The sequence below is a fragment of the Methylomonas methanica genome (genome assembly GCF_001644035.1).
GTDB lineage: Bacteria > Pseudomonadota > Gammaproteobacteria > Methylococcales > Methylomonadaceae > Methylomonas > Methylomonas methanica_A.
The window spans coordinates 1-13,673 of sequence record NZ_LUUG01000082.1; the positions used below are offsets into that span (position 1 = coordinate 1).

Annotated in this window: 11 protein-coding genes; 3 read left to right on the top strand and 8 right to left on the bottom strand. The window is 53.2% G+C overall.

The window, feature by feature from the left end:
- Positions 1 to 311: 311 nt before the first annotated feature.
- The 8 genes from A1332_RS14100 to A1332_RS14135 form a co-directional block, all read right to left on the bottom strand.
- On the bottom strand, positions 312 to 1,436 hold the full coding sequence (locus A1332_RS14100) for a HupE/UreJ family protein (RefSeq protein ID WP_064009125.1): 1,125 nt from the start codon (positions 1,434 to 1,436) through the stop codon (positions 312 to 314).
- Positions 1,436 to 2,104 carry a hypothetical protein gene (locus A1332_RS14105; RefSeq protein WP_064009126.1) on the bottom strand — a complete coding sequence of 223 codons (669 nt, stop codon included), beginning with the start codon at positions 2,102 to 2,104 and terminating at the stop codon, positions 1,436 to 1,438. Before A1332_RS14105 ends, A1332_RS14100 begins: the two co-directional genes overlap by 1 nt.
- 27 nt (positions 2,105 to 2,131) lie before the next feature.
- Positions 2,132 to 2,509, bottom strand: a complete 378-nt coding sequence (locus A1332_RS14110; protein WP_064009127.1) for a copper resistance CopC family protein — start codon at positions 2,507 to 2,509, stop codon at positions 2,132 to 2,134.
- Positions 2,510 to 2,635: 126 nt separating this feature from the next.
- Entirely contained in the window at positions 2,636 to 3,859 is a 1,224-nt protein-coding gene (locus A1332_RS14115; RefSeq protein ID WP_064009301.1) for a sialidase family protein, read from the bottom strand.
- A gap of 187 nt (positions 3,860 to 4,046) precedes the next feature.
- Positions 4,047 to 4,559, bottom strand: a complete 513-nt coding sequence (locus A1332_RS14120) for an HXXEE domain-containing protein (protein ID WP_197491467.1) — start codon at positions 4,557 to 4,559, stop codon at positions 4,047 to 4,049.
- Between the two features lie 245 nt (positions 4,560 to 4,804).
- Positions 4,805 to 6,217: an ATP-binding protein gene (locus A1332_RS14125; protein WP_064009129.1), complete on the bottom strand. Its 1,413-nt coding sequence runs from the start codon at positions 6,215 to 6,217 to the stop codon at positions 4,805 to 4,807.
- Positions 6,217 to 6,876, bottom strand: a complete 660-nt coding sequence (locus tag A1332_RS14130; RefSeq protein ID WP_064009130.1) for a response regulator — start codon at positions 6,874 to 6,876, stop codon at positions 6,217 to 6,219. The genes A1332_RS14125 and A1332_RS14130 overlap by 1 nt, the downstream gene beginning before the upstream one ends.
- A 136-nt stretch (positions 6,877 to 7,012) precedes the next feature.
- Positions 7,013 to 8,242, bottom strand: coding sequence for an NADP-dependent isocitrate dehydrogenase (locus A1332_RS14135; protein WP_064009131.1), 1,230 nt, complete (start codon positions 8,240 to 8,242; stop codon positions 7,013 to 7,015).
- 291 nt (positions 8,243 to 8,533) lie between these two features.
- Between A1332_RS14135 and A1332_RS14140 the strand changes: the two genes are divergently transcribed.
- From A1332_RS14140 to A1332_RS14150, 3 genes are read left to right on the top strand one after another with little or no spacing between them, the layout of a single operon-like run.
- Complete coding sequence (locus A1332_RS14140) at positions 8,534 to 10,291, top strand: GMC oxidoreductase (RefSeq protein WP_064009132.1); 1,758 nt, start codon at positions 8,534 to 8,536, stop codon at positions 10,289 to 10,291.
- Between the two features lie 24 nt (positions 10,292 to 10,315).
- Positions 10,316 to 12,055 (top strand): alpha/beta fold hydrolase, encoded by a 1,740-nt coding sequence (locus tag A1332_RS14145; protein ID WP_064009133.1) that lies wholly within the window; start codon positions 10,316 to 10,318, stop codon positions 12,053 to 12,055.
- Between the two features lie 11 nt (positions 12,056 to 12,066).
- The gene (locus tag A1332_RS14150) at positions 12,067 to 13,665 is read left to right on the top strand and encodes a hypothetical protein (protein WP_064009134.1); all 1,599 of its coding nucleotides are present in this window, start codon (positions 12,067 to 12,069) and stop codon (positions 13,663 to 13,665) included.
- The last annotated feature ends 8 nt before the right edge of the window (positions 13,666 to 13,673 follow it).

Consider the following 13,673-nt stretch of genomic DNA (forward strand, 5'->3'; position numbering starts at 1 on the left):
TAAAATTCATCATACAAGGGTGAGGGCAAGCTGCTCCTGTCTCAGCGCCACAGTAGCTAACCATGGCGGGAGTTAAGATACAAGGTTGGGGTGAGGCAACGAACCCCAACATGGCCGACCGGTTCGCTCTTGCCCATCACTGACTGCTTTATTGGCGGGGTTATCTTTCTTTTATGGTTTGCCGGTTGTTTAACGGTTGTCGTGTTGGGGTTCGTGCCTCACCCCAAACTACGATTCCACCAAATACCCGCAAACCGATGACATTGCGCCGTTAACCTAGCCCCAAACCTTCCAATTATGCCGGCTACGATCTACAAAACCGTCCGCTCCAACAACCAATAAGCTCCCATCAACGCTACCATCGCCGAGCAGCCTTTCAGGAATTTCTCGGCAAAAGCGGGTTTGTTGTTCAGCCACCAGATTATCGGCAACACCACCGACGCGACCGCAATCTGGCCGGTTTCTATGCCTAAGTTAAACGACAGCAATGGCAACAAAATACCGGTGTCGCCGCTGGAAATGTTCATTTCCCGCAGGACGCTGGCAAAGCCGAAACCGTGAATCAAGCCAAAGCCGAAGGTCAGCCACTGCCGGCCTTTCGGATGATCGCCGCGAATGATGTTCTCCACCGCCACGTAAATAATGGTTAGCGCAATCACCGGCTCGACGAAACTGCTGGGCAATTCGATGATGTTAAGCCCGGCGAAGGCCAAGGTAATGGAGTGGGCGATGGTAAAGAAGGTAACGATCTTGATCGCCGGCCAGAAACTGTGGGTAACCGCCAGCAAGGCAAACAAGAACAACAGGTGATCGTACCCGGTGAGAATGTGCTCGATACCCAGCTTCAAAAAATCCGCAAACGCGGAAAATCGGGAATCGTTTTGCGCCACGGATTGATCAGCCGGAGACAATGCCAGTTGCAACTGGTCGTCGGCCCTGCTGAGCATTTTCTCGCTCAGCGGTTTGCCGGCGGCATCGCGCACCGTGACATACTGCTGATGCCCATCCTGCAACCAGGCCAGCAATTTGGATTGCAATAACAACTGTTTATGCGGGACGTTCTGGAAGTTGAACTCGACATGGGCATTGTTCTGCTCATCGTAGGTGACTGTTCCGGGCCCAACGGCTTGCACATCAACACCGTCGATATTGACCCGCAACTGCTCAGCCAACATTTTGGCGATGTCCGGTTTGGCGGCTTCGCGCTCGGCCGCACTGACTTCGGCGTCCAGATCGCTGTCCATCGGCGCAAACGCTTCGATGTCTTGCAGGGCAAAGGTCAGTTTAGTCACTACTTGGTCGGATTTGACGGCCACATCTATCGAGCTAAGACCTGGGGCGTGTGCCACGGCCCAGCCTGACTGCAACAGCAAGCCGCCCAGCAGCAGATAATTCCACAAGCCCAACAGCCCATGCATTTTCCATCCGATCATCATTAGGGCTGTTCCCCGTTACCATTGGTTTGCGCGGCTTTTTTACGTTTGTGCAGATAGACCAAAAACCCCAGCACCAGCAACACCAGGGCCACGACACCGCCAATTGCCAGCAGCGGCAAATCGGCGCTGGTGGGATCGACGCCCACTTCCAGCGCGATGCGGAATTTATCGTCGTCTTCCATCGCTTCGCCGATCAATAGATACAGTACGTAATTGCCGTTTTTATCCACATCGGCTTGGGCTTCTACCGCGCCTTTTGGATAAAGCTTGGAAGGGATTTCGGTGACGGTGCGAATCTCGCGCACATCATCCGGGGCTTTTTGGCCGGTTTTTTCCACTTCCACCAACTTAATGCCAATCGGCGTGGCGCGAATGTCGCGGTCGATCAAATCGGCCGTAAAAAACATCTTGCCTGCTCTGGGGATTTTCTGACAAAACGGCACAAAAGCGGCTTTAGGATCGGGATTTTTATCGTTCTTATCCGGCTGCAAGTAGGCACTGAAATGCACGGCGTAAAAATCGTTGGCAATAATGCAATCCAAATCCGGGCGGTTGCCCAGCGCATTGGATTGTTTGGTACCGAAGCCGAGCTTGTCGCAGCCGCTCAGTAAAACGACGCAGGCCAGAAGCCCAGCTATAAAAAGAGCGGGAAGTCGCTGAATAGTCATAGATTTAAGCCGATGGAAGAATGCTGACTAGGGTTTGACGGTAAATTCGAATTTACCGGTGACGATATGCGTATCCTCTGATACCACCCGGTAGCGGATAGTGTAGGTGCCGGGCGCCAGGGTTGGCACCGTGGCGTAAATGTTGGCGCCGTTGGTCAGGCTTTGCGCGACGTCGTGGTTATCCACGCGTTTACCGGTGCTGTCGATGACAGCCAGGGCTTTGTATTCGCTGCGCACCGCGTCGTTAAACCACAGATCGATTTGCTTGGGCGATTCGGTGACTATCTCGTCCTTGGCCGGTTGCGATTTCACCAGAATAGCGTGCGCAAATGCCGACACCGGGCTGAATAACGCAATCGCCAACAAGCTGGGTTTTATTATTTTTGTTATGTCTAACTTGGGCATGAGCACCTCTTAAAGTATTAAAATCATTGGCAACTATCCGCCTAATCCAAATGTAGGGTCGAATTCATTCGACCTTTGCTTTTAACCGAAAGGGCGAATAAATTCGCCCTTACAATATATCCAAAGCTATTGTAAAACCGCCGCCGACCATTGCTTGCCGGTCGCCGTTTGCTCTAACCACATCGCCAGCAAGCCAGTGGGCGTGGCGACGATGCGCGGGAAGGTCGCCGAACCGCTAGCCGAGGATAACTGTTTTCCCTTCGACCAATGCCCGCCATTATCGGCGGATTCGGCCACAAACACTTTAGAACCTTCCGGCCCCAGCGCATCCCAAACCGCGACTAAGCGCTCGGCACCGAAAGCGATGTCCGAGTGAAACGCTCCGGCTTCGCCCAGGCGCTGCGGCGGCGTCCAGCCTTTGCCGCTGTCGGTGGATTGCATATGATACAGCCCGACCTGATTTTCTGCGCCGGTCCACACCAGACTATGCAAGGAACCATCGCCAGCGACAGTCAAACCGCCACCGTTATGCGGGCAACCGTCGAAAATCCAATTAAACTCGCCAACCGTACTCAGGCGTTGCCAACTGGCGCCGCCATCGGCAGTTTGCGCCAGCGCCATGTCGCGCGGTTTCATATCCCGATACAACACATTCAATTTACCATCGGCACCGAAAGCCAAGCGGTTCCAGCAGCACGAGCAACTGGAGTCATCGATAGTTTGCGCCAGCTCCCAGCTTTTGCCGACATCGCTGCTTCGCGCATAGCGCACGCCCTGGTAACCATTTTCGTCTCTGTCATCCAGCCACACCGCATGAAAGCGGCCTTCGCTGTCAGCCAATAATTCATGATGTGATTGATCGGCATCACTGCCGGTCGGTTTGGCGCCTTGCTGCCAGGTTTTGCCGGCGTCATTGGAATAAACCGTCAACAGCGGCCCCATCCCCGGTAATTCGCCGGTAGTTTGCCAGACCACCAGCAATTTGTCGCCGGCTGCGGCAATTTGTATATCGTTGCCGATTTTCGCCTCGACAGCTTGAGTAAATTGCTGGCTTAAAGCGCTGGGCAGCGACCAGTGCAAACCGCCATCTTCGGAATGCATATAGCCTATATAAGGTTGTTTACTGCCGGTTGGCGTTGCGACGAAGGCTGCATGCACGGTCTGCCGGTCGACATAGAGATCGAAACTGACCAGATTCGGTAGGGAAAGAGCTTGAGCACCGATAGGACTGAGGACATTAGCGCGCAAGGCTGGCGTGGAAAACGGCTCGAAAGCTTGCTCGCTACAACCGAACAAAGCCAAAGCAACGACTAAACAGCCGCCAAAAATGCGAGCCTTGAAATTAGGCATGAGATCGATCACTTAAAAATAAAACGGGGCGATGATTAGACCATATTGCCACACAAAGCAGAACTGGGGATTGCGGTTTAACATGCGTGGCATGTTTGCCGGTTAAACCCGAGACCCGCCAGGATTGGTGCAATAGTGGAATATCGATACTATTTCGTTTTCCCTAAATTCCGTATCTTCGTTTGGATTACAGCTGGCGCCGAACATGCAGCAAAATAGCCGCGTGGATAGCAATGGCCGCTACTAGGCCTATCGCATGGAACATTGGCGCTCCTCCGCCGGCGATTTGCACCTGCCCCAAGGCATAGGCGCCTAAGGGTATGAACAGCGCCAACGCAGTGCCAAGGCCGGGATTGTAGCCGCGGAAGACGAAGGCATGGATAACGTGGACTAAGGCATTAATTAGCACCAGATACACCGCGATTAGCGCCCAGCCGACATTGCCTGCCGCCGCCAAATACAACGACAAGGTGATGACGCCCCACACGCCGGGAACATTGGTGATGAATACCGCAGTTGGCGAGAGTACATCCTTGCCTTTGCCAATCGTTGCATTGAAGAACAGGCGGAAACGATCATGGTCGTGCTCTTCGTATTGATGCAGCATATAAACCGGCAACAAAACAAACGTCGCCGTTAACGCTGTTGACCATGATGCTGTCAGCAAGGGCATAAGCAACAGTAAAAGCAGCCCGGCCATGAAGCCTCCGTAAACCCAGTTTACGATGATTCGATTAAGCATGATTAAGATACGGGGAGAGGTGATGGATAAACACAATGCTGGCCGTTGGCTGAAAAAGTCCAAAACGCCTAGACAGTATAGCCGTACTTTTCGCCTAGATTCCAAGCTACGGCTTACCAAATCCACAGGAATCAAGAGCTTACAAGCGTTGGGTTCCCAAGTCAGAGCTTGGGAACCAGTGGATAGGTCGAATAAATTCGACCCTACTTCACAGATGCAGAACCCGCCAAATCCATTTGTAACCGCGCTTGCAAACCGCCCAGCCCCGACTTGGCAAAATCAATATCCGCCGCATGTAAAGCCACAATACGCTGCACGATGGACAAACCCAAGCCGCTGCCTTCAACGCTATTGGCGGTTTCCACGCAACGGTAAAAGCGCTGGGTGATGCGCTGGTAATCGTCGTCGGCAACACCGGGGCCGCTGTCGTCTACCGTCAACCGCAACCGGTTGTTTTCGCGGTGACAAGCTACTTTGATGTGTCCTTCAATCGGCGAATATTTGATGGCGTTATCGATCAAATTGCGTATCAACACTTGAAATAACTGCGGATTGGCGTAGATCAACAGACCCGGTTCGCCTTGCAGTTCGATATCGATACGTTTGTCGCGGGCTGCGTGGTCCAGGTCGGAAATCACTTCGATCAAGGCTTCGTTAACATCAACAGACTGCTTGGCAATCCCGGCCTGTTGATGCTGTACTCGCGACAGGGTCAGCAATTGCTGCACCGTATGCGTCATCCGCGACACTGCTTGCTGGGCTTTTTGCAGGGCCTGGTCGCGCATCTGCGTATCGGTGGTTTTTTGCGCCACCTGAATCTGGGTCAACAGACCAGCTAACGGCGTGCGCAGTTCGTGGGAGGCATCGGAGGTAAAGTTGCGCTCGTTAGCAAAAGCCTGTTCCAACATCGCAAACAAGCTGTTGATTTGCGTGACTACCGGCAATACTTCGTCCGGCAAGTTATCAACCGACAGTGGTTGCAGATAGCCGGCGGCACGGCTGGCCAGTTGTTCCTTGACCTGATTGACCGGCGACAAGGTGCGACTGACAATCCACCAAATCATCATGCCCAATATCGGCAATGCGATCAAAAAACCGATCACTTGCTGGCCGGCGATACCTTCCACCAATTCCCGGCGGATATCGTCGCGCTGACCGACGTGAATCACATAATTGCCATTTTCGGTACTCAAACTGAACACATGCCACAGCTGACCATCCAGCATGGTTTCGCTGTAGCCGTTACGAGTCAAGGACAGTGCAAATTCCGGTGCGCTTTCCGAGCGTAACACCAGACCCTCTTTCACTGAACGCAACTGAAAGGCAATCTTGCGTTCGTACTTGTGACCGAGGATGGGTGTGTCGAACAGCTCTGGGGTTTTGTCGCGCTCCCAGAGTTTTGTCAGGGCTCGTTGCCGGACCATGTTCTCGACAAAGGCGTGTACCACGCGTGCCGACTGGGCTAATTCGGCGTTAAAGAGTTCGGTGACTTCGTCTCGGGTTTGTTTGTAACTGATGTAGGCGGTAACGCCCCAAACCAGCAATAGCGAGGTTAGCAGCGACAGCAGCAACTGTTTTTTCAGCGACTGCGGCGCCAGGCGAAAGCGCTTAGCCATTAATTCTCGTCGATGATGTAGCCGACCCCGCGAATGGTGCGAATCAGATTGGTATCCAGTTTTTTCCGCAGATGATGGATATGTACTTCCACGGCATTGCTTTCCACTTCAGAGCCCCAGGCATATAAGGACTCTTCCAATCGGGCACGGGAAATAACCTGGCCGATATGACCCATTAGATAGCTAAGTACTTCAAATTCCTTTTGCGCTAGGTCAACCGGTTTGCCATTGAAATAAACCTGGTGCGCGGCGGGATCGATGGTGACGCCTTTATGTTCCAGCAAGGGCAAACTATGGCCATCATGGCGGCGGGCCAATGCACGCAAGCGTGCGCAAATTTCCGCCAGATCGAAAGGCTTGGTGACAAAGTCGTCGGCGCCATTGTCCAGCCCGGCCACCCGTTCGGCGACGCCTTCGCGAGCGGTCAATACCAAAACCGGGGTACTGTCCTTACGGCGGCGCAGGTTTTTCAACACACTCATACCGTCCATGCGAGGCAAGTTCAGGTCCAACACAACCAGATCATAATGGTTCAGTTTCAGGGCTTCGTCGGCCTGCGCGCCGTCGATTAACCAATCCACCGCATAACCTTCCAGCGTTAAGCCGGCTTTCAAACCATCACCGAGGATGGCATCGTCTTCTACCAATAATAAGCGCATGATTTGTATACCTATGGGCTGAGTGATTAACTTAGCCTGGATTGTAGCAATGATTTAGCAGTGTTCTGTGAGCAAGTGTGCAACTTAAAAGTTCGCCGGGAATACGAGTAAATCCCAGCGAATTGCAAAAACCGCATCACGCGGAAAGGCTTCGCTCCAGATTGACGCGCAGGGCCTCCAGAAAATCTTCGGTCGTCAAATAATGCGTGTCGTTTAAATCATCGCCGTAGATGCACAAGGCTAAATCCTTGGTCATTTGTCCGGCTTCGACGGTATCGACGCAGACTTTTTCCAGGGTTTCGCAAAAGTTAATTAGCTCGGCGTTGCCGTCCAATTTGCCGCGAAACGCCAAGCCGCGCGTCCAGGCAAAGATCGAGGCAATCGGATTGGTAGAAGTTTTTTTGCCCTGCTGGTGCATGCGGTAATGCCGAGTGACCGTGCCGTGCGCGGCTTCGGCTTCCATGGTTTTGCCGTCCGGCGTCACCAAGGTAGATGTCATCAAACCCAGCGAACCGAAGCCTTGCGCCACGGTGTCGGATTGCACGTCGCCGTCGTAGTTTTTGCAGGCCCAGACAAATGCGCCGTTCCATTTCAAGGCAGACGCCACCATGTCGTCGATCAGTTTATGTTCGTAGACGATGCCTTTGGCTTCGTATAAATCTTTGTATTCGGCCTGGTAAATCTCTTCGAAGATGTCTTTGAAGCGACCGTCGTATTTTTTCAAGATGGTGTTTTTGGTAGACAAATACAGCGGCCAGCCTCTATCCAGAGCCACATTGAAACAACTCCGCGCAAAACCGGCGATGGATTCGTCGGTGTTGTACATGGCCAATGCCACGCCATCGCCTTCGAAGTGATACACCTCAAAAGACTGTTCGGCACTGCCGTCGTCCGGGGTAAAGCTGATTTTTAATTTGCCTTTACCTTTGGTAACGAAATCGGTGGCGCGGTATTGATCACCAAACGCGTGCCGGCCAATACAGATAGGCTGGGTCCAATTCGGTACCAGGCGCGGTACGTTGCTGCAGATGATGGGCTCGCGGAACACCGTGCCATCCAAAATGTTACGTATCGTGCCATTCGGCGATTTATACATTTTTTTTAAGCCAAACTCTTCCACCCGCGCTTCGTCAGGGGTGATGGTGGCGCATTTGATACCGACGCCGTGCTTTTGGATAGCGTGGGCGGCATCAATGGTGACTTGGTCGTCGGTGGCATCGCGCTGCTCTATGCCTAAGTCGTAATAATCGATTTGCAGATCCAGGTAAGGCAGAATCAACTTGTCTTTAATGAAATGCCAGATGATGCGGGTCATTTCATCGCCGTCGATCTCCACCACCGGATTTTTGACGGATATTTTCTTCATAACAGCTCCTCACCTTTCGCTAAAAATGACCTTCAGTATAGCCTGCCTACCCCTGAAATACGGAATGTTTAACGCCTTGTTCGGCTCCGCCAGAAAGGCGTCGCGCATAAATCGAATCACGGCGAAAACTAGGCTATACTGCCCAAGCAGCGTCGACGCATAGTGCTGTAAGACATTGTTCTGTACAGGGTTTTAGCGATAAGCATAGCTTGGCGACAGCGTTTTTCTTTAACATCCGATAGCAGAGCAATGATCCAAAAATAATAAAAAATCTTTCTTGAGGAGGTGTAAATGGCTAATCAGATCTTCGACTACGAAGCGATAGTCATCGGTAGCGGCTTCGGTGGCTCCATCAGCTTTTGCCGACTGGCGCAAAAGTGGGGCTCCAAGGTGCTGTTACTAGAACGCGGTAGGCATTATCCGATGGGCTCTTTCGCCCGCTCACCCAAACAAATTGCCGACAGTTTCTGGAGTGTGGAAGGCGAGGCAGTGGACCGGCCACGCCACATTCAAAACAAAAACCTGCGCGGCCTGTTCGACGTCCGCAATTACAAGAAGATGGATGCGGTCATTTCGGCGGGCCTGGGCGGTGGTTCACTGATTTACGCCAACGTCTTTCTGGAACCGCCCGAGCAGGTATTCGAGCAAGGCTGGCCGACTGGTTTGGATAAAACCACTCTTGCCCCCTATTACCAAGTTACCAAACAAGTCTTGGGCGCCCGCCCGGTACCCTCCTGGCAAACCGACAACCGCCGAAAAATCGTCCGTACCGAACTTTTTCAAGAGTTTGCCGCTCAGGAAAACCGCACCAGTACCCTAGCCGACATTTGTGTTTTCTTTGGCAACGATTACAACTACAAAGGCTCGGAGGCGCCACTGGCGATCGGTTTACAGGAAAAAAACCGCTACGGTGCCACGCAAACGTCCTGCACCTATTGCGGCGAATGCGATATCGGCTGTAACACCCACTCGAAAAATACGCTTGATCTGAACTACATTCATGCCGGCCAGCAAACCCACGGTGGCCAAGTGTTTACCGACTGCCAAGCCGAAAAAATTATTCCCCTCAATCAGCAAGGCGATGACGACGCCTCGGCCAGCGGCGAATTTGGCTATCGGGTGGAATTTCAGAATTTTGCCTCGGGACAGTCGCAAAGCCTGAAAACCCGCCGCGTGGTGGTTTCGGCTGGCACCTTCGGCAGCAACGAACTATTGCTGCGCTGTCGTGACGTGCATCGCAGCCTGCCCAAACTGAGCGAACAATTGGGCCGCTGGTTCTCCGGCAACGGCGACTTTTTATCGTTTGCCATCGAAGGCAAAAAAGACGCCGACCCTAACTACGGGCCGGTGATCACCCAATACACCGACTACAACTTATTCGACCGCTTCAATCGCAATCAGGCGTTTGTCTTGGAAGACGCTTCTTATCCGGCCTGGCTGGCTTGGTACATTGAAGGTTTGTTTCCGACCAGCACGCTGCGCAAATTGGTCAGAGCGCTGAAAGCCTTGCTGGCATGGCTGAAAAATTATTTCCGTAGCGGCGCCTGGAACGGCGTGTTGGGGTTTTCCTTGCATGAAATTTTAAAAGACGATTTATCTTCAAAATCCGTGGTGATGTTGTGTATGGGCCTGGATAACGGCGACGGCACGCTGACGCTCAATAAGTCCGACCGTATCGATCTGGATTGGCCGCAAGACACCAGCATGAGCTTGTATCAAGCCATTCTCGCCGCCGGCGAACGCTTCAAAAAATTTGTCAAATCCAACTGGTTTTTCCCGCTGCCGACCTGGGAGCTACCGATTCGCCACAACGTGACCGTGCACCCCTTGGGTGGCTGCATTCTGGCCGACTCGCCGGACAAAGGCGTGGTCAGCGGCCATCCCGAGCAGCGCGGTCAAGTTTTTGGCTACCACGGCTTATATGTCGCTGATGGGGCGATCCTGCCGAGTGCGGTCGGCGCCAACCCGGTCGCGACCATTTCCGCAACCGCCGAATGGATTGCCGAAGGCATTACCGGCATCAAACCCGATGCCAGCCTGGGCGTATAAACCCCAATTCACAGGAATACTGACATGACAACTACCAACAAAACCTCTTTCGAGTTCACCGAAGAAATGAAAGGCTATCTCAGCCTGGGCCAAACCGCGTTCGAAGACGGCTATATGCAAGGCAAGGAAGACAACCATTACTTCATGTTTCATCTGACCATCCAAAGCGACGATCTGGATACGTTTTTGGAGTCCGACGCCCACCAATCGGCGGCCATCGGCTATGTGGAAGGTGATTTGATCGGCGGTCGCCGCAACGTCGACAAAGGCGTGTTCAATTTGTTCGTCGATAGCGCCGATGCCGACCGCAAACAAATGCTCTACCGGCTGTTTTTCACCGATGCCAATGGTCAGGCATTGACCTTGAGCGGCCGCAAGCAGATTCAAAACAACGTCGGTCCGGATTTGTGGGCCGACACCACCACTTTGTTCACTAACTTATTCAAAGGCCATGTGGAAGCGGATAAGGAAGCCAAAGCCAAGGTTTACGCGACCGGCTTGCTTTACATTGAGGTGATGGACTTTGCTAAGCAGTTAACAACGATACGTGCGAGCGGTGACACCTTAAAAGACCGACTGCACGCGGTGGAACGCTTTGGTGGTTTCTTTTTAGGTGCGTTGTGGGAGGTTTACAAGCCATCCATGACACCGAAGATGGGCAGCTTTGAGCGGGAAATTCCGTTGTTTACCTTAGAAGGCGTCAAGAATGCGGAGGTCAGCACTCATCCCTTCACCACCGCCGACCGGCTGGGGCTGAGTTTATTGCGCTTCAAGCGCGCGACCAGCGATGATGTGGTGGTCTTGGTGCCTGGCCTGACTGCCGCCAGCGATATGTTCATCATGCCGGAGCATTACAATCTGACCAGCTATTTGCTGGACCACGGTTTCAGCGACGTCTGGACACTCGACGGTCGCATCAGTAACCGCTATTCCTATAATCTGCATCGCCACAATTACAATGTCGACGATCTGGCGCTTTATGACATGCCGGCGGCCATCGCCACCGTGCGCGCGGCGGTCGGGCCGTCTGCCCGCATCCATGTCATCAGCCACTGCTTCGGCGCACTGGCGTTTACCATGGGCTTATTCGGCAAGGCGGTGACCGGTGTGCGCAGCCTGATCGCCAATGGTGTGGCGTTGACGCCGTGCGTGCCGCTGCCGGCCAAGATCAAGCTGTATCTGGGACCGTTGGCCGCCGATTATATTTTGGGCGTGGATTATCTAAACCCTTACTGGCGGCGTGAACCGGGTTGGGGGGCGGGTAAATTGCTGGCGACGGCGATTTCGGCTTTTCATAAAGAATGCGATTCGCCGGAATGCCATATGCTCAGTTTCATGTGGGGCTGGGGGTTTCCGGTGTTGTACAAACACGAAAATCTGCACGATGTGACGCATCGCCGTTGCGGCGATTTGTTCGGCGGCTGTAGCGTCAATTACTACCGGCATGTGTTGAAAATGGTCAACGCCAATAACACCGCCGTGAAATATCAGCCCAACGAACCGCGTTACCGGAGCTTGCCGGACAATTATTTCCAACATGCCGCCGAGATCGACACCCCGTGTCTGTTCGTCGCCGGCCAGGACAATGCCTTGTTCCGCAATTCCAATATCGTCTGCCATCAACGTCTGGAACAAATCGTCCCCGGCCGCCACGAGCTCGCAGTGATTCCGGATTACGGGCATGCTGATGTGATCATGGGCAAGAATGCCGCTCAAGACATATTCCCACGCTTCGTGGAATTCCTGAATAAACACCGGAATTGAGGAGTGCAGCCATGATCAGTACCCAAGAAGATTTACAACTGACGCTAACCACCTTGCAACCACCCCGGACAACGCCAAGCACCGGCCAAAACCGCCTGTGCGCCTGCATCAGCGACCTACATTTCACCGACGATACGGTCGGCAGCCAAAGCGCGGAAGAAACGGTGTGGCCGATTTTTTTCGATGAACTCACCACGGTTTGTAGCAAGCAAAACATCAACGAATTGACCTTGATTCTGGATGGCGACGTGGTGGACATGATTCGCAGCGCGGAATGGGCCATGGCCGGCGTCTACCCCTGGCAGCGGACGCATCCGGAGTTTAAACCCTGCCTGCGCCGGATCATGACCAATATCGTAAAGCTGCATAGTCGCGCGCCAGCGCCAAACGACCCGGATGGTGCTTGCGGCTTTTTTCATCGTTTGCGGCAAACCGTAAAACTGTTACAAGGCCAAGGGGTCAGCGTCGAGGTGTTGACCCTTTTGGGTAATCACGACAAGGAGATTTTCGCCGATCCAGACGTATTGAAAATGTATTACGAAGAATGTGTCGGCCAGCCGGTTAGTCAGCTATCGGCAGCGTATCGCAGCTGGATTGGTAAGATGTATTTCGACGACGAGCAGCATTTCGTCGCCCCTGACAGCGTACCCTGGCTACCGTTTTATTGGGGCGATGCGGAGTTGCGGACCTTCATCACCCATGGCCACTGGCGCGACCGCGATAATTGCTTGAGCATTAGTGCCGCGGGCGGTCAACCCGGCTGGACTACGAAAGATGGCTGGCGCGCCCACGCTTGGCAGCGATTGAATTATCGGCCCTTTACCGAACCCTGTTTCGGCGACACGGTGGCGGCTGGCGCTTTATCGACCTTCATTTACCGCTGCCAGCTGGCGCTGGAAGCTTATCGGCGCAGCAAGAACGATCCGCAGTTGGATTTTAGTCGTATCACTCGCATTCTGGCGGAACTGGATTTGTATCGGCCTACCTCAGCAGCGGTCAGCAGAATCTTGGACGAAACCCGGAATAAGTCCAGTGAGGAATTACGCGACATCATCGAATCAGAGTTGTATAAAGCCCTGAAGCTCTGGCTGAGAGAAGATTTTACGCTAGAGAGTTCGCCGTCCGGGCGCCGGTTTGGGTTAAAAGTGGCTAGGGCGTGGTTAATGCTAACCGACCGTTTAAATATGTTCCGGATTCAATTGCATTTGGTACGTTTCGTGTTGTTAATCGCGGATATGCTGGAAAAAATCCAGCCCGAGTCGGTTTACAGAGAAGACGGCGCCAGCTTTAAGAACCTGCAAACGTTTCCAACCTTTCAAGATGCATTTCTGGCTAAAGGTTTTCATCTGCACGGCGAAGGCCACACGCATCTTCCGCTGGAAGCGGAAGCCGACATGGATTTCCCGCCCAACGGCTCGTATAACAACCTTACCTACGTTAACTTCGGCACCTGGCGCGATCAAGTCGTCGACAAGGAGAAGGGCGGTTATCGGCGGCGCGGTATTGGTCGCACTCTGTACGTGTTGAATCTGCAAAATCAACAGCCTCCGGAATATCGCTATTTCGTCAGAGACAATTTAAATTGGAGCGACAATATGGATCGTTTGTAGTTCTGGCG